Source organism: Xenorhabdus yunnanensis (assembly GCF_028598805.1).
Lineage (GTDB): Bacteria > Pseudomonadota > Gammaproteobacteria > Enterobacterales > Enterobacteriaceae > Xenorhabdus > Xenorhabdus yunnanensis.
Genome location: NZ_JAQRFI010000001.1, coordinates 101,695 through 124,419, shown reverse-complemented (window position 1 = coordinate 124,419; position 22,725 = coordinate 101,695). Strand labels below are relative to the sequence as shown.

Sequence of the window (22,725 nt, the reverse complement as noted above, 5' to 3'; positions counted from 1 at the left end):
AATCAAATTTACGTAAAGCATTTCTCTCTGTGTTTCAATCATCAGGGATATGCCGCTACCAATGGCGATGCTATGATTACGGCGGTTTATACTATCAGTACTTATATATCCAAGTATTAATATATCGAATATCCGAATCTTGAATTGAGAAAACCTAAATGCTAAAGAAAATATTTATTCCATTGATTACGCTTTTCTTTTTAGCTGGATTATCTGGTTGTGCAGACTCAGGCAATACTTTAGCCATTCAGCCAAAAATTACTCTGCCCCCAACAGATCCAACCATGAAAGCGATTACAATTAGTATTAGTGGGGCCGATCATCGTCAATCTCAAGCCCTAGCCCAAATTAACCGTGATGCGCGATTAGTCACATTAGTTCCTTCCCGCGATTTACGTTTTTTATTGCAAGAAGCGCTGGAAAAGCAAATGGTAGCTCGCGGCTATATGATTGGTTCTCCCGCCAATGCCAATTTGCAAGTCATTGTGAATCAACTCTATGCCAACGTGAAAGAAGGTAGCCTTCGTCACGATATTTCAGCAAAAGCTGAAATATCCATCATTGCTTATGCACAAGACGGTAGTAAACAAATTAAAAATTATCGTACCAGCTACAATGTTCAAGGGCCATTAGCAGCGACAAACGCAAAAATTTCTGATGCAGTTAACACAGTCTTATCTGACGTGATCGCAGATATGGCTCAAGATGCCTCTATCAGTACCTTCATCAAACAAAACGTCCACTAACAGGATAATAAATAAACTTTCTGCCTGATTCTGACAAAGCTAGATGACATGCAGAAAGTTTTGGGAGGCCCATGATTAACCATCATTATTTCAACCTATCTGCATTACGCAACTATCGTACCCTTCTATTGCTGGGCTTTGCCTCAGGTCTACCTCTTGCGCTCACAGCTGGAACGTTACAAGCATGGATGACTGTCGAAAATGTCGATATCCGAACTATCGGTTTTTTCACTTTAGTTGGTCAAGCCTATGTTTTTAAGTTTCTCTGGGCACCCACAATGGATCGATATACCCCCTCCTTTTTAGGGCGTCGACGGGGGTGGATGCTTGTTACTCAACTTTTACTGATCGTCAGTATTGCGGCCATGGGGTTCCTTCAACCTTCCCAACATTTATGGTGGCTCGCTGCACTGGCTGTTTCTGTGGCATTTTTCTCAGCTTCCCAAGATATTATTTTTGACGCCTATAAAACCGACTTGCTGTCACAGGAAGAACGAGGATCAGGTGCCGCTATTTCCGTACTGGGCTATCGGCTGGCCATGCTAGTCTCTGGTGGATTAGCCTTATTGCTGGCCACCTATATTGGCTGGCAAAGTATGTATTGGGTTATGGCTGGCCTGATGCTGATTGGCGTTTATGCCACACTGACAGCCAAAGAACCGGAGCTTAATACAGCACCGCCAAAAACATTGAGTCAAGCGGTGTTCGAGCCATTATCTGATTTTTTCAACCGAAACAATGCCTGGCTTATCCTGCTGCTGATTATACTGTACAAACTGGCTGATGCTTTTGCTATCTCACTCAGCACTCCTTTCCTTATTCGTGGTATTGGTTTCAATCCAGCCGAAGTCGGTATGATCAATAAAACCCTCGGACTCGCTGCAACCATTGTTGGGGCATTGTACGGCGGTTATTTGATGCATAAGATGAGCCTGTTCCGCGCCCTGATGATCTTTGGCATTCTTCAAACCGTATCAAACTTCGGTTATTGGATACTTGCTATCACCCCTAAAGACATCTACTCAATGGGAGCCGTGGTTTTTCTGGAAAATATCTGTGGTGGCATGGGAACAGCAGCTTTTGTCGCCCTTCTGATGACCTTATGTAATAAATCATTTTCGGCAACACAGTTTGCTTTGCTTTCTGCATTATCAGCAGTTGGTCGAGTGTATGTTGGCCCGGTAGCAGGATGGTTTGCAGAAGCATATGGTTGGCCACTGTTTTATTTATTTTCTATTGTTATTGGATTACCGGGACTTGTATTATTGTTAGCCTGCCGTAAGACACTGGCTTATACTCAAAAAAATGATAGCTTTATCCCCCGAACATTATTCAAGAACGCTTATAAATCTGCCTTCATTATCATGATATTGGCCGCTCTGATGTTCATGGTTTGGTTAGTTATCAGCAGCATAGTGTTTGTCATAATTCATTTAGTTTCCCTGATATACGCCATATCTCCAGAATATATTCTATATCTCCATAAAGTCAGTGACTGGGTATCCCCACTATTATCCTTAAGTATAATCATTGGAATCCTAGGCCTTCTTTTAGGAGGAATGTTGGATTATTTGGCTTTGAAGAAAAGTAAATTCACTTAACCTATTTTTCCATTCAATCCCTTTTTCACTTCTGCATTACAACAAAAGACTGACAAAGTTCAGTCTTTTGTTGTAATTTTATGGTGATGAATATCACAAAAAGAATAAAAACCACAATTATGTGACTTGAAAGACATCTTTTTCAAGACGGTATTATTTATATTCACACTAACAAATATTATTATTTGAACCTATTTTATTTCGAACTATTCGAAATATCGTTAATCACTTTAAAACCATATAAAGGGAATTTATGAAAAGACATATTTTGACACTCACCGCCGTTGCCGCAGCCTTAGTTTCTGCTTCAGCTAACGCGGAATACCAGTGGGGGTTTGGCAATGTCAGCATGAACTACCTTGACTGGAATAAACATACCACTCATAAAACCGGACAAACTTCCCATAAGGACGATTTTGCTTACTTAGAACTGGAAGGGGGAGCAGGATTTAGCTGGGGTGAATTATATGGTTTCGCTGATTTAGAGAATACTTTTAACAGTAAAACAGCTCAACCTGGTGATAACCAACGTTACACTTTCAAGACAACAGGCCGTTTCTATCTGGGTGATACTGGTTTCAACCTTTATGGTCATGTTTACGGAACCTATTCATTACCAGGCAAAGCAAACGGTGGAAACTTCCATGAAGTTAATACACTCTATGGATTAGGTTACAATGCCAATATTGCTGGCCTGTGGTTTAAACCTTTCGTCGCACTGCATTATGTTGACCAAACTTTCTATTCAGGAAACAACGGTTATGTCGTAGGCTGGGTTGCAGGATACGATTTCAACCTTTGGGAACAAAAATTCAGTGTCACAAACTGGAATGAAATTGAATTAAATCGCAATAAACGTTACGGCAACGGCGGACGCGAAGGCATTAATGGAGCCATCGGATTATGGTGGACACCGCATACTTCATTTACAACTGGTGTTCAATACCGCTATGCAGATAACAAACTGGGAGAAGATTTCTTGCAGGATGGTATTGTTTACAGTATAAAATATAATTTCTAACAACTAGTTTAGTGAGTGGGCAGCCTAAGGCTGCTCACTAGGACCAATAAATAATAGTTACCCCACTGATAACAAAGCGTATTTCAGAGTTTTTTCTTTTATTTTAATCAAAGTTTTTCTTTTTAAAATAGAGGGTTATTTGAAATCAATTGTCTATTTTGATTTTTTGGTTAAGATAACTATCCGAAATTAACGTTTTGTTAAATTTAGAATCACATGTGATCCCTCTAGCATAAAAAGCCTACAAGCCAACCTGCTTCTATTACAATTGTTTACACTCCGGTAACCATACCGTAGAATGCCCCCACTGATGAAACGACAATAAAGCTTTTGTTATCTGGGGTCGCTCAATGAGACTTATGAAATACAAAAAAACTATTGGGTTATCATCACTATTCGCAGCCACTTTAATGCTAAGTGGTTGCGATATGGTATTGATGAATCCCAAAGGGGCGATCGGCGTTGAACAAAAAACGCTGATACTAACGGCGTTTGGCTTGATGCTGATCGTTGTTATTCCGGCTATTGTAATGGCAATCATTTTTGCCTTACGTTACCGGGAAGCCAATAAATCTGCAACTTATCGTCCAAACTGGGCACACTCAAATAAAATTGAGCTTGTCGTTTGGACAGTGCCTATCCTGATTATCATCACTTTGGCAACTATTACATGGAAAACGACGCATCAGCTCGATCCATATAAGCCATTGGACAGTGATGTAAAACCGGTGACGATTGAAGTTATTTCCCTTGACTGGAAATGGCTGTTCATCTACCCGGAACAGGGCATCGCAACTATAAATGAAATTGTATTCCCTAAAGATGTTCCAATTAACTTTAAAATCACCTCAGACTCTGTGATGAACTCTTTCTTCATCCCACAGTTGGGTGGTCAGATTTATGCAATGGCAGGTATGCAGACAAAACTGCACCTGATTGCTAACTCAGCAGGTAAATACGATGGATTCTCAGCAAGTTACAGTGGTCATGGCTTCTCAGGCATGAAATTCACTGCAACAGCAACTGATGATCGCACAGGTTTTGAAGAGTGGGTGCAGAAAGTTAAAGCATCACCTAAAACCCTGGATACTGTACAAGCATTCAATAAATTGGCTGAACAAAGCCAAAACAACCCTGTTGAATACTTCTCAAGCGTGAAACCAAAACTGTTCCAAGAAACTATCACCAAATTCATGGGTGACATGGGCCATGCCGGTATGTTTGGTATGTCTGGTCACGGCAAAACAGAACATGGTAAAGCTGCGGATCATAATATGAATATGAGTCAGCCGGCTCATTCAGGTGTTGAGGAATAAAGGCATGTGGGGAAAATTAACACTGGATGCGATCCCATTACATGAACCCATTATTGTGGTGACATTGTTGGGGATCCTGCTCGGGGGACTGGTAGTTGTTGGTTCCTTGACTTATTTCCGTAAATGGAAATGGCTCTGGACTGAATGGTTAACCAGCGTTGACCATAAAAAAATTGGTGTCATGTACATCGTTGTTGCCATGGTAATGATGCTCCGTGGTTTTGCTGACGCCATCATGATGCGTGGACAGCAAGCCCTGGCCTCCGCTGGCGAAGCTGGCTTCCTGCCCCCGCACCATTATGATCAGATCTTCACCGCTCACGGCGTTATCATGATCTTCTTTATGGCGATGCCTTTCGTTGTCGGCCTGATGAACATTGTTGTTCCTCTGCAAATCGGCGCACGCGACGTTGCATTTCCATTCCTGAACTCTTTGAGCTTCTGGTTATTTGTTGTCGGTGTTGCGCTGATTAACATCTCTCTGGGAATTGGTGAGTTTGCTCAAACTGGTTGGTTGGCATACCCGCCTCTATCTGGTCTGGAGTACAACCCGGGAGTCGGTGTCGATTACTGGATATGGAGTCTCCAGCTCTCCGGTGTAGGTACATTGCTGACCGGTGTTAACTTCTTCGTGACTATCCTGCGCATGCGTGCACCAGGCATGTCCATGATGAAACTCCCTGTATTTACATGGGCTTCACTGTGTACCAACGTTCTGATCATTGCCGCGTTCCCAATCCTGACAGTTACTATTGCGTTGTTAACTCTGGATCGTTATCTGGGCACCCATTTCTTTACCAACGATATGGGCGGCAACATGATGATGTACATCAACCTGATCTGGGCTTGGGGCCATCCTGAAGTTTACATTCTGGTTCTGCCTGTCTTTGGTATCTTCTCTGAAGTTACCGCAACCTTCTCGAAAAAACGCCTGTTTGGTTATACCTCTCTGGTGTGGGCGACAATCGTTATTACCATCCTGTCGTTCATCGTATGGTTGCACCACTTCTTTACCATGGGCTCTGGCGCGAACGTCAACGCCTTCTTTGGTATCGCCACGATGATTATCTCTATCCCAACTGGGGTTAAGATCTTCAACTGGCTGTTCACCATGTACCATGGTCGTATTGAATTCAAAACCCCAATGCTGTGGACTGTAGGCTTCTTGGTCACCTTCTCCATTGGTGGTATGACTGGTGTTCTGTTAGCAGTACCTGGCGCAAACTTCGTTCTGCACAACAGTCTGTTCCTGATTGCCCACTTCCATAACGTCATCATTGGCGGTGTGGTATTTGGCTGCTTCGCAGGTACAACTTACTGGTTCCCGAAAGCATTCGGTTTCACTCTGAATGAAAAATGGGGTGTTCGTGCATTCTGGTTCTGGATCACTGGTTTCTTTGTTGCCTTTATGCCGCTGTACGCACTGGGCTTCATGGGTATGACCCGTCGTCTGAGCCAAGATATCAATCCAGAATTCCACCCATTGCTGGTTGTTGCAACTGGCGGCGTTGTCTTAATTGCCTTGGGTATTCTGTGTCAGGTTATCCAGTTCTACGTCAGTATCCGTGACCGTGACCAAAACCGCGATTTGACTGGTGACCCGTGGGGTGGCCGTACTCTGGAATGGGCAACTTCATCCCCACCTCCATTCTATAACTTCGCTGAAGTTCCACACATCCAGACTCGTGATGCGTGGTGGGATATGAAAGAAAAAGGTACTGAATATAAGCGCCCAGCAAAATATGAAGAAATTCATATGCCTAAAAATACCAGTGCAGGTGTGATTATCAGTGCTTTCTGTCTGACCTTAGGCTTTGCTCTGATATGGCATATCTGGTGGATGGCTATTGCAAGCTTCGCTGGCATCATCATCAGTTGCATCGTGAAAAGCTTTGACGAAGACGTTGATTATTACGTTCCTGTAGCTGAAGTCGAGAAAGTTGAAAATCAGCGTTACGAAGAACTGAGAAAGGCAGGTGTGAAATAATGTCGACTCAAACCCTTAATAACACAGCCGCCCATGACGCTCATGGGCACCACGATACAGGAGCCAACAAGGTATTTGGCTTCTGGGTCTACCTGATGAGTGACTTGATCCTGTTTGCAAGTCTGTTCGCTACCTATGCAGTGCTGGTCAATGGCACTGACAAGGGCCCGACAGGTAAAGAAATTTTCGAACTGCCATTTGTATTGGTAGAAACCTTCCTGCTGCTGTTTAGTAGTATCACCTACGGTTTCGCTATGTTGGGCATGAACAAGGGTAAAGTTGCACAGGTTAACCTGTGGCTGTTCATTACCTTCCTGCTCGGCCTTGGCTTCGTTTCGATGGAAGTTTATGAATTCCATAAACTGATTGTAGAAGGTGCCGGTCCTCAAACGAGTGCATTCCTGTCTGCCTTCTTTGCACTGGTTGCTACTCACGGTCTGCACGTAACCTTCGGTTTAATTTGGATCATCATCCTGATGATTCAAGTTTCACGCCGTGGCATAACTGATGTGAACCGTATGCGTCTGAACTGCCTGAGCCTGTTCTGGCACTTCCTTGACGTTGTATGGATCTGTGTATTTACTGTCGTTTATCTGATGGGAGCGATGTAATGAGTCATCCAAATACTTCTCATTCCGGCGCCAGCCACGGTAGTTTCAAAACCTATATGATTGGTTTTGTTCTGTCAGTCATACTGACCGTGATCCCATTCTGGATGGTGATGGAAGGTACTGCTTCACACAGTACAATCCTAATAACAGTAGTCGTTATGGCTGTTATTCAGATCTTTGTTCATTTCATCTGCTTCCTGCATATGAATACATCATCTGAAGAGCGTTGGAACCTAGTTGCCTTAATATTCACATTACTGGTCATCGCTATCGTTGTTGTTGGCTCCCTGTGGATTATGTACAACCTGAACATCAATATGATGGTTGATTAAGGGTTGATTTGAATGATTAAGCAATACCTGCAAGTGACCAAACCAGGAATTATTTTCGGAAATCTAATTTCTGTGATTGGTGGTTTTCTACTCGCTTCCAAGGGCGTAATAGATTACCCCTTGTTCTTTGCAACGATGGTTGGGGTATCGCTGGTAGTCGCATCAGGTTGTGTATTCAACAACTATATCGACCGCGATATCGACCGTATCATGGAAAGAACGAAAGAAAGGGTCCTTGTAAAAGGGCTTATCAATCCGAAAATCAGCCTGATTTACGCCTCAGTGTTAGGTATTGCCGGCATAGTGCTGCTCTATGTAGCAGCCAATGCCTTAGCAATGCAGTTAGCTCTCATCGGGTTTATCATTTATGTTGGGGTTTATAGCCTCTACATGAAAAGAAAATCTGTTTATGGCACGCTGGTTGGTAGCTTGTCAGGTGCAGCACCTCCCGTGATTGGTTACTGTGCAGTAACGGGACATTTTGATACAGGCGCGTTGATCTTGTTGTTGATCTTCAGCTTGTGGCAAATGCCCCACTCTTACGCCATTGCTATTTTTCGGTTCAAAGATTATCAAGCGGCTAACATCCCAGTATTACCAGTGATTAAAGGTATTTCCGTCGCGAAAAACCACATCACTCTATATATTCTGGCCTTTATGGTTGCCACTTTGATGCTGACCATCAGTGGTTATGCGGGTTATAAATACCTCATCGTAGCTACTGCAGTGAGTATCTGGTGGCTAGGTATGGCATTATCAGGTTATAAAACCTCTAATGACCGTATCTGGGCCCGTAGGTTATTTCTGTTTTCTATCGTCGCTATCATGTCATTAAGCGTCATGATGTCTGTAGATTCATCAGCATCTCCAGAAAACCTACTGACTTACGTCTGGTAATATTTAGATGACAGGGTCAACCCTGTCATCTTTTTCCTTTCTTTTATCTCTTTATTCAATGACAACTTATTCGGTTACAAACACTGCTTGTTCGTTTGTTTTCACCTAAGTGAAATGTCATATCAGATTTTTTGAGGTATCCATGAACGATAATAAAATGACTCCGCTTGAACTTCGAGCGACATGGGGCTTAGGTTCAGTTTTCTCTCTGCGCATGTTAGGCATGTTCATGGTCTTACCTGTTCTGACAACCTATGGCTTAGAATTACGTGATGCCACTGAAGCTCTTATCGGAATTGCCATTGGCATCTACGGTTTGACCCAGGCAATATTCCAGATCCCATTTGGGCTTCTTTCAGACAAAATTGGCAGAAAACCTTTAATCATTGGTGGACTTTTCATTTTTGTCTTAGGCAGCATTATTGCTGCCTTAAGCGACTCTATTTGGGGGATTATTATCGGTCGGGCCTTACAAGGTACAGGAGCCATATCCGCCGCTATCATGGCATTGCTTTCAGACTTGACTCGTGAGCAGAATCGAACAAAAGCAATGGCATTTATTGGCATTAGCTTCGGCATTACATTCGCCTTTGCAATTGTTATCGGTCCTATTATCACCCACCAAATCGGTTTAAATGGACTATTTTGGGCAATTGCAATCCTTGCTGGCTGCGGGATATTTATCACACTGTTGGCTGTACCAAACACACACAAGCATTCGCTAAACCGCGAATCTGGAATCGCACGTGACAGCTTCAAACGTGTACTCTCAGATCCCCAACTACTAAAACTCAATTTTGGTATTCTCTGCTTGCATACCTTATTGATGTCGAGCTTTGTTGCCCTTCCCCTTATTATGGAGAAAGTGGGCTTTCCTCCACAGCAACACTGGAGAGTGTATTTAATTACCACACTCATCTCTTTTGTCGCCGTTCTGCCTTTCATTATCTATGCAGAAACAAAACGTCGCATGAAGCAGGTGTTTTTACTGTGTATAGGCATGCTGTTCATTGCTGAAGCCGTTTTATGGTCTCAGGGATCGCATCTTTGGGGGATCTTTGCAGGCATTCAAATTTTCTTCCTTGCGTTTAACATCATGGAAGCCATTTTGCCTTCACTCATCAGCAAAGAAGCACCTGCGGGTTACAAAGGCACTGCCATGGGCGTTTACTCTACCAGCCAATTCCTTGGCGTTGCTTTGGGAGGCGGTCTTGGGGGAATGCTTTACGAGTTACAAGGTGCATCACTCGTCTTTATGGGAGGCATCGCACTGACCGCACTCTGGTTTATTATCAGCCTAACATTACGGCAGCCTCCATACGTCAGCAGCATCAGGCTCATTTTGCCAGAGCAACTAAGTAACCCTGAGGTTTTGGAGAAAAAAATATTGGCGCAAGCCGGCGTAAAAGATGTCGTCATCGCACCAGAAGAGTTCAGTGCATATATTAAAGTTGATACCAAACTGACCAATCGCGAACAATTAGAACAAATTGTATTATCCCATGAATAACATGCTGTATTTGTAACAATGCGAAACTTATAACAGCAAAGTACGGTGTATGATAAGCATGACCAAACACCGTACTATTTTCGTATCAAAGTACTATTTTTTTATCAAAGTGCTATTTACTTAAGCATCAAAGCACTATATTAAGATTAGATTTCAATGGCGGATTCGAATAATATTTGTTATTAACAGGTATACCTAATTTTTTTAAAATTAGAATTATATTATGAAACTCGTTCTGTAAAATAAAACCATACATTATGCCCAACATAAATAATGAAGTTCATTTTATGGTGATAATTAAGGGAAGCACTAGTCATTATTGAAATCACTCAGCTTCCCTTTTATAATTTAATTAGTTCAAAATAACATATTTATTTTATTCAAGACGTAAATTAATCACGGAAATTAGTAAACTGGAAAGGCTGCCCCAATTCTGCACCGCGAACCAATGCAATGACACTTTGCAGATCATCACGCGCCTTGCCTGTTACCCGCACTTGCTCACCCTGAATCTGAGCCTGTACTTTCAGTTTATTGTCCTTAATCAGCTTCACAATCTTTTTCGCCAACGGCGTATCAATACCTTGCAAAAAAGTTGCTTCTACACTGTATGTTTTACCGCTATGAACCATATTTTCAGGAACGTTGAGTACGGAACCATCAATTCCGCGTTTAGCAAATTTTTCACGCAGAATATCGACTAATTGATTCACCTGAAAATCAGATTCACTGGCAATTTTGACCGATTCATTCTTTTCGTTTAATTCAAAGCTCGCGTTGACGTTGCGGAAATCCCAACGATTGGTTAATTCCCTTTGTGCGTTTTCTACTGCATTACGCACTTCTTGCATATCAACTTCTGAAACAATATCAAATGATGGCATGACCCGTCACCTCCTGCTAATCAATAAGTCGGCATGATAACCGCTTTCCATTATTGGCAAAAGCTCTATACTCGGGAAGCTCAATGATCTTTTTGAAATTATCCTATTTTAAGACCAAGTAGCGTTAAATAACGAGCCGAGGTTCCCCATGAAAGCGTCCCTCAAGGAAGAAATATGAAAATCACCGTTCTTGGCTGTGGCGCTATAGGTAAACTGTGGTTTGCTGCTTTATCCCAACAAAATCATAATGTTCAAGGATGGCTAAGAGTTCCACAGCCAGTTATTTCCGTCCAGATCGAAAACTTTAATGGTCAGATCTTTAATCAGCAATTTCCTGCCAATGACGAGAAACACCTCGCTGAAAGCGAGTTACTCCTTGTTTGTTTAAAAGCATGGCAAGTTTCTGACGCGATTAACCACCTTGCCGACAAACTGTCCCCTCACTGCCCAATTCTGTTATTACATAATGGAATGGGAACCCAAGAAGAATTCGCTCCTTTACCCAACCCCATTTTACTTGGCGTGACCACTCATGGAGCCTATCGAAAAAATGGCATTGTTTACCACAAGTCACAAGGTATAACCCACATTGGTGCCATAACAACCAGTGCTGCCAAACTCAGTGAGCTGGCAGATATTTTACACCTCGCCCTGCCCGATGTGGCATGGCACAATGAAATACATGCTATCAGTTGGATGAAACTTGCCGTCAATTGTGTCATTAATCCACTTACTGTCATCTATGACTGCAAAAATGGTGATTTACTGCATCACCATGCACAAATACAAATATTATGTGATGAAATTTATGAGGTTATGGAACATGATGGCATCCATACAACCAAACAAACCCTGATTGATTACGTCATGAATGTGATTGAGCAAACCTCTGAAAATTACTCGTCCATGCTGCAAGATATATGGGCACAGCGACATACAGAGATAGACTACATTACCGGTTTTTTAATGCGTCGAGCCCGTATCCACGGTTTACCAATCACAGAAAATACCGCTATTTATCATTATATTAAACGTAAGGAGGAAGAATATGAACGCCTCAGCCCTTATTTGCCTGGCTCACGGCAGTGAAGAAATCGAGGCTGTCACTACTATTGATTTACTTGTCCGGGCAGGAGTGGATGTTACTGTAGCCAGTACGGAAGCTGATGGCTCGCTAACATTGACCTGCTCACGCGGTGTCAAAATCGTTGCAGATGTTCCTTTGGTTGATGTCGTTGACGAAGATTTTGATGCCATTATTCTGCCGGGAGGGATAAAAGGTGCAGAGTGTTTTCGTGACAGTTTATTGGTCGTAGAAAAAATTCGAATCGCACAAAGTCAGGGGAAAATCATTGCGGCAATCTGTGCATCTCCTGCAATCGTATTGGAATACCATCAACTTTTCCCCGTCGGAAATATGACTGGCTACCCCAGCATGCAGGATAAAATTTCGCCCGAAAAATGGATTGATAAACGTGTTTATTTTGACGAAAGAGTTAACTTACTGACCAGCCAAGGGCCTGCCACTACTTTTGACTTCGCCTTGAAACTGATTGAATTGTTAAAGGGAAAAGAAAAAACAGCCGAAATTGCCGCTCAACTTGTTTTACCGCCCGGTATTAATAATTACCAAAATTTCCAGTAATTATCTCACTGCACAATATACCTAATAGCTTTATATCTAATAGCTTTCAAGTTACAGCCAATAAAAGGAGCAACTTGAAAGCTAAAGGCGGAATACATAGGCTGCCTATCAGGCCAATTTCCATAAGCAGCCCTGTTTCCTGTTTACAAATTAATTGACTGCAAATTAAGGTCGATACACCTTCACATTATCAAAGCCTTGTTCACGCAGATAAAGTGCCTGTAAACGACTCATCACGCCACGCTCACAATACAGCAGATAAGTTTTTTCTTTCGGCAGATCACCAAACTGAGTGCCCAGTTTATAGAAAGGCAATGAGTGAATTTCAATGCCATCCATATTTAACGGACGATTATCCTGTTCATCTGGGGAACGGATATCCAATAGCACATCATTAGAGGAAAGTGCTGATACCATTTCCACTTCCACCACTTGCTCACTGGTCTGTTCTGCAATTTGGCGGATATCCAGATTCTGGGCTTCACTAATTACTCGTTCCAAAATCTCGAAGTCAAAATTATTTTCTTCTTCTTCAATTTTGGCTTTAACGGCTTTTACTGTTGGACTTTTTGATATAACACCACAAAATTCTGGCATAGTGCGGGCAAAATCTTCAGTGCCAATCTCACGAGCCAGCTTGATAATGTGCTCTTTATCATGAGAAATCAGGGGACGGAGGATCAACGTATCTGATGCATTGTCGATCAACCTTAAGTTAGTCAACGTCTGGCTGGATACCTGACCCAAGGCCTCACCAGTTACGATCGCCTGCACACCGTAGCGTTCTGCAATCTTGGAAGATGCCCTGACCATCATTCTTTTCAGTACAACCCCCATCTGGCCGTCATCAACTTTTTCCAGAATTTCAGCCACGACAGGTTCAAAATCGACAGCAACAAAGCGGACTTTATGCGAACTACCAAAACGATTCCATAAATAATGGGCAACCTGCTTCACGCCAATTTCATGGGCAGAGCCACCAAGATTAAAGAAACAGTAGTGCACACGACAGCCACGACGCATCAACATATAACTGGAAACACCGGAATCAAATCCACCAGAAATCAGTGACAGCACATCTTCCTGCGTACCGATAGGGAAACCGCCAATTCCTTCATGACGAGCTTTAACCAGAATCAACTTATCCTGATCAACTTCCAGATTCACAGTTACATCAGGCTGAGTCAGTTTCACTTTAGCTGATTCAATATGCTGGTTGAGTCCGCCACCAACATAGCGTTCGACTTCATTGGAAGTAAAATTATGTTTACCGCGGCGCTTTACACGGACACAAAATGTTTTCCCATGCAGTAAATGGCCATATGTTTCGTAGGTTTGTTCAAAGATATGATGCAGATCACAAAAATCTCGCTCTTCTACTTGCAGGATATGGTGAATACCCGGAATACGTGTCAGTGCGTCACAAATTTCTGTGCTGAGGTTATCATTCTTAACCCGAACTTCGATATTATCCCAATGGCGAACAACAGCAATGCCCTCTCCGAATTTTTTCAGCACATTGCGGATATTGCTGGCAAGGATTTTAATAAAACGTAACCGGACTGTCTGGCTCTTGATCGTAATTTCTGGGAATAATTTAATGATAAACTTCATAGTAAGATATAGTAGTCATTCAATGTTGAACTATCACAAACAATATCAATGATTGTTCTTAAGTGTTCAGTTGGATAGGGTGCAGAGTATAACACCATCTGGCTATATCACCTGTAAAAAAACAGTGGTAATACATGATTTATTTTTCTTGGTGTAGTAGGGTACTCTGCAATTCTGTAACGAACTTTTTTTACTATAATTCGTTAAATAACCATACGTTAAGCCATTATGTCTAAAGCAAATCACACATCAGAAACCGAACAAATGCCAGCTTTCGAGACATCTCTCAAAGAGCTAGAGCAAATTGTTATTCGTCTGGAATCCGGGGACCTCCCACTAGAAGATGCGTTGAATGAATTTGAACGCGGTATTCAACTTGCAAGACAGGGCCAGAAAACTCTTCAGCAGGCAGAGCAACGAGTGCAAATTCTATTGAATCATGATGCACAATCGCCACTTGATGAATTTCCGCCCAATGCTGAGTAAATTTATGTCTGAACAACATGATGCTCCTTTTGAAGAGCAGTCTTTTGAAAAAAAACTGCGTGCTTGTCAGCAATATGTGAATGACAAGCTGATGGCAACATTTGCTTCATTGCCTTTTTTAAACAGCCCATTAGGCACAGCAATGCAGCATGGTGCAGTGCTGGGGGGAAAACGGCTGCGCCCATTTTTAGTTTACAGCGTGGGAGAAATGTTTGGTCTCCCCAAAAAGAGTCTCGATGCCGCCGCCCTCGCATTAGAGTGCATCCATGCTTATTCCTTGATCCATGATGATTTGCCCGCAATGGATAACGATGATTTACGTCGTGGGCAACCCACCTGTCACATCAAATTTGGTGAAAGTCAGGCTATTTTAGCCGGTGATGCATTACAATCACTGGCTTTTGAAGTTCTGGCAAAATACGACATGCCAAATGTTGCCTTATCCGATCGCCTTGCCATGATCGCGGAATTGGCAAGTGCCAGTGGTTTTGCCGGTATGTGTGGTGGGCAGTCACTGGATTTGGAGGCAGAAGGTAAACAAATCGATCTTGCCTTGCTGGAACAAATTCATCGCCATAAAACAGGCGCATTAATACGAGCAGCCGTCCGATTGGGAGCTTACAGCGCAGGACAGCGTGGCCGAGAAGCGCTCCCTTTACTGGAACAATATGCCCAAGCTATCGGTCTGGCGTTTCAGGTACACGATGATATTTTGGATGTTATTGGTAATACTGAAGTTATCGGCAAGCGTCAGGGCAATGATCAGCAAATTGGAAAAAGCACTTATCCGGCATTATTAGGTTTGGAACAAGCTAAGAAAAAAGCCCAGACTCTGTATGAAGAAGCGCTCACAGCCCTCACTGAACTGGAAAAACTGTCTTATAACATCACAACCTTAAAAAAACTGGCTGGTTTTATCATTGAGAGAAACAGCTAAAACATAGGCCATATTAATCACCTATTAATATGGTCATTAATTATATAAGAACCCAATAATCAATAAAAAACGCCTCATGGGGTGAACCCGAAAATTACATACGGATAATCACAGGGTTCTTAATATTCAACTTCTAACGGGTATAGCATTTTATACAGGCATAGCATGAGCATTGATATAGCGAAATATCCAACATTGGCATTGGCTGAAACTCCAGAAGAGCTTCGCCTGCTACCCAAAGACACTTTGCCAAAGTTATGCGATGAACTGCGCCAATTTTTACTGAACAGTGTCAGCCGCTCCAGTGGTCACTTCGCTTCCGGCCTTGGCACTATCGAATTAACCGTCGCACTCCACTATGTTTATAAAACCCCTTTTGACAATTTAGTCTGGGATGTTGGTCATCAGGCCTACCCACACAAAATTTTGACTGGACGTCGTGATCGCATCGATACCATTCGCCAAAAAAATGGTCTTCATCCATTCCCGTGGCGAGAGGAAAGTGAATATGACACCTTGTGTGTTGGTCACTCATCCACTTCAATCAGCGCAGGATTGGGGATGGCAATTGCGGCCAAACACGAAAACAAAGGTCGCAAAACAGTCTGTGTCATCGGAGATGGAGCCATCACTGCGGGTATGGCTTTCGAAGCCATGAACCATGCCGGGGATATCGATCCCGATATGTTGGTTATTCTCAATGACAATGAAATGTCTATCTCTGAAAACGTAGGGGCGTTGAATAACCATCTGGCACAATTACTGTCAGGCAAACTGTATACAACCTTGCGTGAAGGGGGCAAAAAAGTTTTTTCCAATCTGCCTCCTATCAAAGAATTATTGAAAAAGACAGAAGAACACCTCAAAGGCATGGTTGTTCCCGGAACGCTGTTCGAAGAGCTTGGGTTCAACTACATCGGGCCTATTGATGGTCATGACATACTGGCTCTGACCCAAACCTTAAAAAATATGCGTGAGCTGAAAGGGCCACAATTCCTGCATATCATGACTAAAAAAGGTCGTGGTTATGCGCCAGCGGAAAAAGATCCCATTAGTTGGCACGCCGTTCCTAAATTTGATCCAACAACGGGTTCCTTGCCAAAAAACGCAGATACCCGCCCGACATTTTCCAAGATTTTCGGTGACTGGCTGTGTGAAGCAGCAGCCAGTGACAAAAAACTGATGGCAATCACCCCAGCCATGCGGGAAGGTTCAGGTATGGTGCGTTTCTCTCGCGAGTACCCTGAGCAATATTTTGATGTCGCGATTGCCGAGCAGCATTCCGTCACTTTTGCAGCAGGTCTGGCTATAGGTGGCTACAAGCCTATCATCGCTATTTACTCCACCTTCCTGCAACGCGCTTATGATCAGTTGATCCATGATGTTGCCATCCAAAAACTGCCAGTCCTGTTTGCTATCGATCGTGGCGGTATCGTTGGTGCAGATGGTCAGACCCATCAAGGAGCATTCGATCTTTCCTTCCTGCGTTGCATCCCAAATATGGTGATTATGGCCCCCAGTGATGAAAATGAATGCCGCCAGATGTTGCATACTGGGCATCACTATCAGGAAGGTCCTACTGCTGTCCGTTATCCTCGCGGTACAGGAACGGGGGCTGAACTCCAACCATTGGAAACATTGCCAATCGGCAAGGGTATAATCCGCCGCCAAGGTGAACACATTGCGATCCTTAACTTTGGTACGTTGTTATCCTATGCGCAAGAAGCGGCTGAAACCCTGAATGCAACCGTTGTGGATATGCGTTTTGTCAAACCATTGGACAAAGAACTCATACTGGAAATGGCTGCCAGCCATGAGTTACTGGTGACTTTGGAAGAAAACGCCATTATGGGCGGTGCAGGCAGTGGTGTTAACGAACTGCTGATGCAGGAAAAATTATCAGTTCCCGTATTGAATCTTGGTTTACCAGATTACTTTATACCGCAAGGAACCCAAAAAGAGCTTCATGCTGATTTAAGTCTCGATGCGGTTGGTATTCAAAATAGTATCGAGAAATATCTGGCCAAATAACCCATAATAAAACAATGGATAAATGTTTCTATTAAACATTTATCCATTTTCCCTCCAATTTCATTTCTTAAATTCCTCTAATGTTTTCCATAAAAATATATTATTTGTTATAGATCTAATTCTTATAATTTTAAAAAATAATTATAAATACCAATATTTAATATATTAAAAAAAATCAATAGTTAAATAAATATCATATCAGACACATTTATTTACGATAAAAAACAAAAGTAACAATAATGAATAATATCAATTTAGTGGGAAAAATTTTTACCCAATGCATCGAGCGGCATAATCTCAATCTGCATATTCATATTAAACGATTGGCAAGAAAAACAATTCGTTACTCACGTTCGATAGAAATTCACGAAAAACTGATTGGCACATATATTGAAAAACATCATTATAACGCTTTGGATTCATGACAAAATATTGCAATAAAGATACATGTTCCACATCAGAAATATATTCATACGCCTTCATATATTCTGGTATTTTATAATTTAAATAAAAATTTTCACCATAATATTTTTTGGCATATTTAAGCGTTTACAAATCCCCATTGTCATTACCTTTCCATTCCTTAATATAATCACCAACAAAGAAACAGAACCCCAACAAAAACCAATAATAGCAAGAGAAATAATACTATTTCGATGATTATTAGTCTCATTAATTATTACACAATTTTCATCATTAATTAATTCAACAGCCCCATAATTTTCTAATTATTCCTTATCTAATATTCCAATACCTTCCTCCAAAAGAGAATCGCAAACAGTTGACATTCGTTCTAATTTAACTTCGTTATTCTTAGCCATACAAAACAATACCATATAACAATTTAATATAAATGACAACAAAGCAACTATTTTCAATATAATTTCTTAAACTTTAAAATTAGCACCGAGATAATTATAATATTCTTCAGTGCTATTTTTTCTGGAAAAAAATATAACTCACTATATTAATATTTTTTCCAACGATTATTTAGGATCAGTAGCTCCTTTCGGTGGTCCAAACCTATCCAACTCAGCTAAAATAGCAGTAATCTGCGTTTCCCAATCTGCTGGTTTTGGATTTTTACACAAAGGAAATATTAATGGCCGACGTTCAAAATCCACTGAACTGATGGATTCTTTCCCTTGAATCAGATATTTTGCCATAAAAGCCAATAAATACTTTTTACTTATTATATCGTCTATTAAGTTAGGAATGCGGGGTTCAAAAGCATAAATTATCAGTTTGTTATTTTTGTCAAATCCATAAACTCTTAAATACAGAACATCATATAGATGAACAACATCGACTTGAGAGTAACGCGCAACATACATTCTTCCCTTACGCCATGTATAAAACAGTTGTTTTTCCCGATCAATAACAAGAGGGGATATTTTACGAATTAAAGACAATACCCATAAATGAATTAAAATCATGGTAATAGAAAATAGAAAAAAACCACCATCTAATAATAAATTTTTTCGCACTCTAGATTTTTCATAAAAACCATTATCCGCATAACGAATATGAAAATATTGAGTAAAAGAGATGCTCTTTGCATCAGAAATATATTTATATTTTTCAACATAATCAGGAAGGTTAGTATTTAAATAAAATTCCTCCCCATAATCTCTTTTAGCATAAGTAACGGCTCTTAAATAAAACCCCTCATTGACTTTCCATGTATTAACAAAGTCATTAATAAAAAAACAAAGTCCTAATAAAAAACCGGCTAAAGAAGCAAGTAAAATTTTTTCACGATAATTACTCCTGCCATATCGTATTCCACATTTTTTATCATCAATTAACTCAATAGAACCCTCTGTTTTTATTTGCTCTTTATCCAGAATTCCAATGTCTTCATCCAGAAAAGGATCACACACTATTGATAGCCGGTTAATTCTGGCATTATGATTTACTTTACCCTCAGACTTTTTAGTTAGCCACTTTTTTATTGAGTTTAGCATTTAACGTACCTTCTCATCAAAATATCCATAAATCGCATTTTCGACTGTTGGCTCTTCTCCCCATTGATAGCGCAAGGGTGAAATATCATCTTCTTTGGGCATATAATACCAAAAAATTGTTAGATAGTGAGCATATTCTTCTTCTATTTCTAATGTCAGAGTAAGTATGCCATTTTCATCAATGGAATTTTCATTTTTATAAATTATCTCGGAGAGGGTTTGTTCCATTAATTCATCAAATCTCCGCTTAGCTTTAGCGTAATGACGCTCATTTACATTAATGGTGTGATCACTTCTGGAAGTAACAGCAGATGATGGTAAAACATGATAAACTAACTCCGATCTTTCCCATTGAAAATTCGGCAACATAAAATGATAAGCCATCTTTCCTTTTTTATTACTTTCTTTTTTTAAGATAGGCCTAGTAAAAAAACTCAAGAATTCTTGATGTTCTACCCGAAATGCATTGGTGATTCTATCATTTATTTCATAAACTTCTTTGAACTGTTCTTTTATATTTTTAGGTCTATCATAATCCATTTCCAAAAATGAATATTTATCGCCATTTCCCCAAAAACAATTCATTAGTAAATATTCCAATTGACTCTTGCCAAAAAAAATCAAATAGGCAATGCTTGCTAGCATACCTAGAATTCCCACCCAAATCATACCGGTAAAGGATGCTCCTGCTGCTCCAGCACCTGTGCCCAAAAGTGATGGCCCCAAAAATCCAGCAGTTATCATTAACGTACCGGTACCAATAGCGACATGTGCATATGCTTCCTTATGACTGCCTAAAGCGCTAGCATGATAAGCATCATAATAAGAAAGCGCCCCGCTTAAAACCCCAGTTACCCCAATCGCCCCCTTTGCCAGCAGTTTTATATGGGCACTATTTAACATAAGCCTGCGTGATGCAGCACCTAACAGTGCTTCTGCCGCAGGATGATTCATTCTTATCGCCAGTGCTTCTGCTTTTGCAAGCCCTTTCCCGATAAACTCAGAAAAATTGCGCGCTGCAACTGCCATACCAAGTGTTGTATTCAGGTAGGTAAAAGCTAAATACACAATTTTTCGATTCGCTTTCAACGGGTCATTTCTATCAAAACCAGATTGTGCCAATAAGGTATAGAATGTATAACTTTTCATAGCCAGATCAAATCCAGTTAGACCGCAATCCAGTACAATACTAAGAGGCCTGTCATGATGTTGCATCCACTTAATATTAAATTTGGGGCTGTTAACTTTAATGGTAGGTATTTTTAGTTTCAAATCTCCCGTATAATTTTTAATCCGGCTTGACCAATTAAATACGGCCTTCCCTCTCTCTTTTTGAAAGTTGACTTTGACTTTTTTCCCCCATCTTTTCGACTTCCCGATAAGCCCTTGTTGTTTATATCTCTCCAGATCATTGATCAATTTTGTCACTTCTTTTTCTGTCAATAAAACAGACCCTTTATATTCTTCTACCCCCAAAGCACCAAAAACTTTATTGGTAAAAGTCTGGTTTACCTTTTCAATACTTTTTGCATATAAGCTGACAGAGCCTTGGGCTATTTTTTCCGTGCCCCATGCAAGAAACATCCCGATGACTTCACCTGTTGCACCAAGTACTTTATCTATTCCTTTTGTTACAGAGCTTGTTATCAATAGTTTGTTAGCACCATCATGTCCTAGCGTATTGACGATCCCATTGTTAATAACCAACCATGTACTACTCTCATCTAATGCAGGCTTACCGCCCATAATATGTTCTAATGTCGACGTTCCCTCTGCTGTTCTCTGTAATGGCTGCATTAATTCTGCAATAAGATCGCAATATATCTCAAATTCCTGACCATCTTCTTCTGTCAGGTCACCTTTTTTATCACTCAACGAAAAAAAATACTTGAAATAATGTGACAAGCCACCTAATTCACCCGCAATACTCGGACTTTCAAAAAATTCTTTGTATATTTCAAGAACTTTTTCTTGCCTTTTTTTTACATCTACAATGGGATCGGTAAGTTTAGGCCACCAGGTTTTCCAATTTTCCTGATGAATATGTTCTTTAAAATATTCTTTAATATTTTCATCCTTTGATGCAGCAATTACCTCAACAAATTGCCCTATTGTAAGAGGATAAATATTTGTTGCAGAATAACTGAGCTGCCAAAGATTAAGTAACTCATACGCCATTAAAATATCACGCTGATATCCCACAGGATCATGTAATACCACAATCTTCGCTTTATCTTTGTAATAAGGGCAGATAAGACTATCTATATAACGCATTTCCATATCTGCATCCATGAAAAAACTGCCTTCAGTCGTGATATCTCCCAAATCAGCAGAGTGTAAGAGTGGATCGGATAATTGATTTTTGTATGCCTGAAATTGTTTTTCAGGATCTTTGAAATCTTCCACTAATCCGTCGAAATGCTCTTGTCTGGCATCAATAGCACAATCTGATGCCTCACTCTCTAAATCCACAAATTGCATAGCACCCTTGCGGAAGTTTTTATCGTTGTCCATTTTATTCAGGACAGATTTAGCCAGCTCGATTTCACTGTAAACAATACTGATTTTGGTCACATCTTTATCAATCGCCAGAAAAGGATAGCCTAATCCCGCTGTACCGCTGGCAGGGTGGATTTCTTCCCACGATGAGTTTCCGGCTTTTTGCTCATATTTGGTGTATTTTGTGACCATTCCCCTTTTGCCCTCTAATGTGACAATCTCAGGGCTGAATTTGAAAATCAATAACTTGCCATCCTGTTGAGAGCCCCTGGTTTTAATCGGCCCTTCTTCTTTGACATAGATCCAGCCCGGTCTTGGCATTCGTATGCTATAACCCCCCAGAATGCTTGCATTTAATGAATTATCATCAGGATCAATAAAAGTGCTTATTGGCGGCGGTAATTGAGCATCAATCCATTTGTCACCAAAAAAATTCATATAAGCATATCTGACAGGATAAACAGGCCGGATATTGGTGTCACAGGGCCTGACAACAGTATCCATGTCCAACTCATGAGGTATGCGTGCCTTCGCCTCATCGACAATTTTTTCAAACGCTTTTTCCGCTTTTTTCGCGGCTGTCTCAAGCGCGTCATTTGCGCTCGTCAATATCGATTTTTCCATTTCTCTTATCTCCTTAT

19 protein-coding genes are annotated in these 22,725 nt (G+C 41.0%); 15 read left to right on the top strand and 4 right to left on the bottom strand.

Features of this window, described 5'->3' with window-relative positions; translation table 11 throughout:
* Nucleotides 1-158 precede the first annotated feature (158 nt).
* The 9 genes from PSI23_RS00505 to PSI23_RS00465 all read left to right on the top strand — a co-directional run bounded on the left by PSI23_RS00505 (nt 159) and on the right by PSI23_RS00465 (nt 10,021).
* Complete coding sequence (locus PSI23_RS00505) at nt 159-746, top strand: lipoprotein (RefSeq protein ID WP_273553221.1); 588 nt, start codon at nt 159-161, stop codon at nt 744-746.
* Nucleotides 747-820: 74 nt separating this feature from the next.
* A complete protein-coding gene (gene ampG / locus PSI23_RS00500; RefSeq protein ID WP_373567263.1) occupies nt 821-2,347 on the top strand; it encodes a muropeptide MFS transporter AmpG in 1,527 nt (508 codons plus the stop codon).
* Nucleotides 2,348-2,600: 253 nt separating this feature from the next.
* The gene (locus PSI23_RS00495; RefSeq protein ID WP_273553219.1) at nt 2,601-3,368 is read left to right on the top strand and encodes a nucleoside-specific channel-forming Tsx family protein; all 768 of its coding nucleotides are present in this window, start codon (nt 2,601-2,603) and stop codon (nt 3,366-3,368) included.
* Between the two features lie 350 nt (nt 3,369-3,718).
* Nucleotides 3,719-4,684 (top strand): cytochrome o ubiquinol oxidase subunit II, encoded by a 966-nt coding sequence (gene cyoA, locus PSI23_RS00490; protein WP_273553218.1) that lies wholly within the window; start codon nt 3,719-3,721, stop codon nt 4,682-4,684.
* A gap of 4 nt (nt 4,685-4,688) precedes the next feature.
* Complete coding sequence (gene cyoB / locus PSI23_RS00485; RefSeq protein ID WP_273553217.1) at nt 4,689-6,671, top strand: cytochrome o ubiquinol oxidase subunit I; 1,983 nt, start codon at nt 4,689-4,691, stop codon at nt 6,669-6,671.
* Nucleotides 6,671-7,282 carry a cytochrome o ubiquinol oxidase subunit III gene (locus tag PSI23_RS00480; RefSeq protein ID WP_273553216.1) on the top strand — a complete coding sequence of 204 codons (612 nt, stop codon included), beginning with the start codon at nt 6,671-6,673 and terminating at the stop codon, nt 7,280-7,282. The genes cyoB and PSI23_RS00480 overlap by 1 nt, the downstream gene beginning before the upstream one ends.
* Nucleotides 7,282-7,614, top strand: a complete 333-nt coding sequence (locus PSI23_RS00475) for a cytochrome o ubiquinol oxidase subunit IV (protein WP_273553215.1) — start codon at nt 7,282-7,284, stop codon at nt 7,612-7,614. The genes PSI23_RS00480 and PSI23_RS00475 overlap by 1 nt, the downstream gene beginning before the upstream one ends.
* A gap of 12 nt (nt 7,615-7,626) precedes the next feature.
* Nucleotides 7,627-8,511, top strand: coding sequence for a heme o synthase (cyoE, locus tag PSI23_RS00470; protein ID WP_273553214.1), 885 nt, complete (start codon nt 7,627-7,629; stop codon nt 8,509-8,511).
* A gap of 142 nt (nt 8,512-8,653) precedes the next feature.
* Entirely contained in the window at nt 8,654-10,021 is a 1,368-nt protein-coding gene (locus tag PSI23_RS00465; protein ID WP_273553213.1) for an MFS transporter, read from the top strand.
* Nucleotides 10,022-10,413: 392 nt separating this feature from the next.
* Here PSI23_RS00465 and PSI23_RS00460 read toward each other — a convergent pair whose 3' ends face one another.
* Complete coding sequence (locus PSI23_RS00460) at nt 10,414-10,905, bottom strand: YajQ family cyclic di-GMP-binding protein (protein WP_273553212.1); 492 nt, start codon at nt 10,903-10,905, stop codon at nt 10,414-10,416.
* A gap of 174 nt (nt 10,906-11,079) precedes the next feature.
* Here PSI23_RS00460 and panE point away from each other — a divergent pair, with 174 nt between their 5' ends.
* The gene (gene panE, locus PSI23_RS00455; RefSeq protein WP_273553211.1) at nt 11,080-11,994 is read left to right on the top strand and encodes a 2-dehydropantoate 2-reductase; all 915 of its coding nucleotides are present in this window, start codon (nt 11,080-11,082) and stop codon (nt 11,992-11,994) included.
* On the top strand, nt 11,954-12,550 hold the full coding sequence (gene yajL, locus PSI23_RS00450) for a protein deglycase YajL (RefSeq protein WP_273553210.1): 597 nt from the start codon (nt 11,954-11,956) through the stop codon (nt 12,548-12,550). Before panE ends, yajL begins: the two co-directional genes overlap by 41 nt.
* Nucleotides 12,551-12,715: 165 nt before the next feature.
* Here yajL and thiI read toward each other — a convergent pair whose 3' ends face one another.
* Nucleotides 12,716-14,164: a tRNA uracil 4-sulfurtransferase ThiI gene (gene thiI / locus PSI23_RS00445; protein ID WP_273553209.1), complete on the bottom strand. Its 1,449-nt coding sequence runs from the start codon at nt 14,162-14,164 to the stop codon at nt 12,716-12,718.
* Nucleotides 14,165-14,392: 228 nt separating this feature from the next.
* Here thiI and xseB point away from each other — a divergent pair, with 228 nt between their 5' ends.
* From xseB to PSI23_RS00425, 4 genes are all read left to right on the top strand, one after another.
* Entirely contained in the window at nt 14,393-14,650 is a 258-nt protein-coding gene (gene xseB / locus PSI23_RS00440) for an exodeoxyribonuclease VII small subunit (RefSeq protein ID WP_273553208.1), read from the top strand.
* Nucleotides 14,651-14,654: 4 nt separating this feature from the next.
* A complete protein-coding gene (gene ispA, locus PSI23_RS00435) occupies nt 14,655-15,587 on the top strand; it encodes a (2E,6E)-farnesyl diphosphate synthase (protein WP_273553207.1) in 933 nt (310 codons plus the stop codon).
* A 165-nt stretch (nt 15,588-15,752) separates the two neighbouring features.
* Complete coding sequence (gene dxs / locus PSI23_RS00430; protein WP_273553206.1) at nt 15,753-17,618, top strand: 1-deoxy-D-xylulose-5-phosphate synthase; 1,866 nt, start codon at nt 15,753-15,755, stop codon at nt 17,616-17,618.
* A gap of 239 nt (nt 17,619-17,857) precedes the next feature.
* Nucleotides 17,858-18,043 (top strand): IS1 family transposase, encoded by a 186-nt coding sequence (locus PSI23_RS00425; RefSeq protein WP_373567246.1) that lies wholly within the window; start codon nt 17,858-17,860, stop codon nt 18,041-18,043.
* Between the two features lie 561 nt (nt 18,044-18,604).
* Here PSI23_RS00425 and PSI23_RS00420 read toward each other — a convergent pair.
* Together PSI23_RS00420 and PSI23_RS00415 are read right to left on the bottom strand one after the other, a co-directional pair.
* Nucleotides 18,605-19,585 (bottom strand): hypothetical protein, encoded by a 981-nt coding sequence (locus PSI23_RS00420; RefSeq protein WP_273553205.1) that lies wholly within the window; start codon nt 19,583-19,585, stop codon nt 18,605-18,607.
* The gene (locus PSI23_RS00415) at nt 19,586-22,708 is read right to left on the bottom strand and encodes a toxin VasX (protein ID WP_273553204.1); all 3,123 of its coding nucleotides are present in this window, start codon (nt 22,706-22,708) and stop codon (nt 19,586-19,588) included. It abuts the gene before it with no gap.
* Between the last annotated feature and the right edge of the window lie 17 nt (nt 22,709-22,725).

Bases quoted from the DNA above. Each gene is read 5' to 3' on its own strand.
- PSI23_RS00415 (WP_273553204.1), bottom strand. From the start codon at position 22,708: ATGGAAAAATCGATATTGACGAGCGCAAATGACGCGCTTGAGACAGCC.
- yajL (WP_273553210.1), top strand. From the start codon at position 11,954: ATGAACGCCTCAGCCCTTATTTGCCTGGCTCACGGCAGTGAAGAAATC.
- PSI23_RS00460 (WP_273553212.1), bottom strand. From the start codon at position 10,905: ATGCCATCATTTGATATTGTTTCAGAAGTTGATATGCAAGAAGTGCGT.
- dxs (WP_273553206.1), top strand. From the start codon at position 15,753: ATGAGCATTGATATAGCGAAATATCCAACATTGGCATTGGCTGAAACT.
- PSI23_RS00495 (WP_273553219.1), top strand. From the start codon at position 2,601: ATGAAAAGACATATTTTGACACTCACCGCCGTTGCCGCAGCCTTAGTT.
- PSI23_RS00505 (WP_273553221.1), top strand. From the start codon at position 159: ATGCTAAAGAAAATATTTATTCCATTGATTACGCTTTTCTTTTTAGCT.
- xseB (WP_273553208.1), top strand. From the start codon at position 14,393: ATGTCTAAAGCAAATCACACATCAGAAACCGAACAAATGCCAGCTTTC.
- ispA (WP_273553207.1), top strand. From the start codon at position 14,655: ATGTCTGAACAACATGATGCTCCTTTTGAAGAGCAGTCTTTTGAAAAA.
- PSI23_RS00420 (WP_273553205.1), bottom strand. From the start codon at position 19,585: ATGCTAAACTCAATAAAAAAGTGGCTAACTAAAAAGTCTGAGGGTAAA.
- panE (WP_273553211.1), top strand. From the start codon at position 11,080: ATGAAAATCACCGTTCTTGGCTGTGGCGCTATAGGTAAACTGTGGTTT.
- thiI (WP_273553209.1), bottom strand. From the start codon at position 14,164: ATGAAGTTTATCATTAAATTATTCCCAGAAATTACGATCAAGAGCCAG.
- PSI23_RS00480 (WP_273553216.1), top strand. From the start codon at position 6,671: ATGTCGACTCAAACCCTTAATAACACAGCCGCCCATGACGCTCATGGG.
- cyoE (WP_273553214.1), top strand. From the start codon at position 7,627: ATGATTAAGCAATACCTGCAAGTGACCAAACCAGGAATTATTTTCGGA.
- PSI23_RS00475 (WP_273553215.1), top strand. From the start codon at position 7,282: ATGAGTCATCCAAATACTTCTCATTCCGGCGCCAGCCACGGTAGTTTC.
- cyoB (WP_273553217.1), top strand. From the start codon at position 4,689: ATGTGGGGAAAATTAACACTGGATGCGATCCCATTACATGAACCCATT.
- PSI23_RS00425 (WP_373567246.1), top strand. From the start codon at position 17,858: ATGAATAATATCAATTTAGTGGGAAAAATTTTTACCCAATGCATCGAG.
- PSI23_RS00465 (WP_273553213.1), top strand. From the start codon at position 8,654: ATGAACGATAATAAAATGACTCCGCTTGAACTTCGAGCGACATGGGGC.
- cyoA (WP_273553218.1), top strand. From the start codon at position 3,719: ATGAGACTTATGAAATACAAAAAAACTATTGGGTTATCATCACTATTC.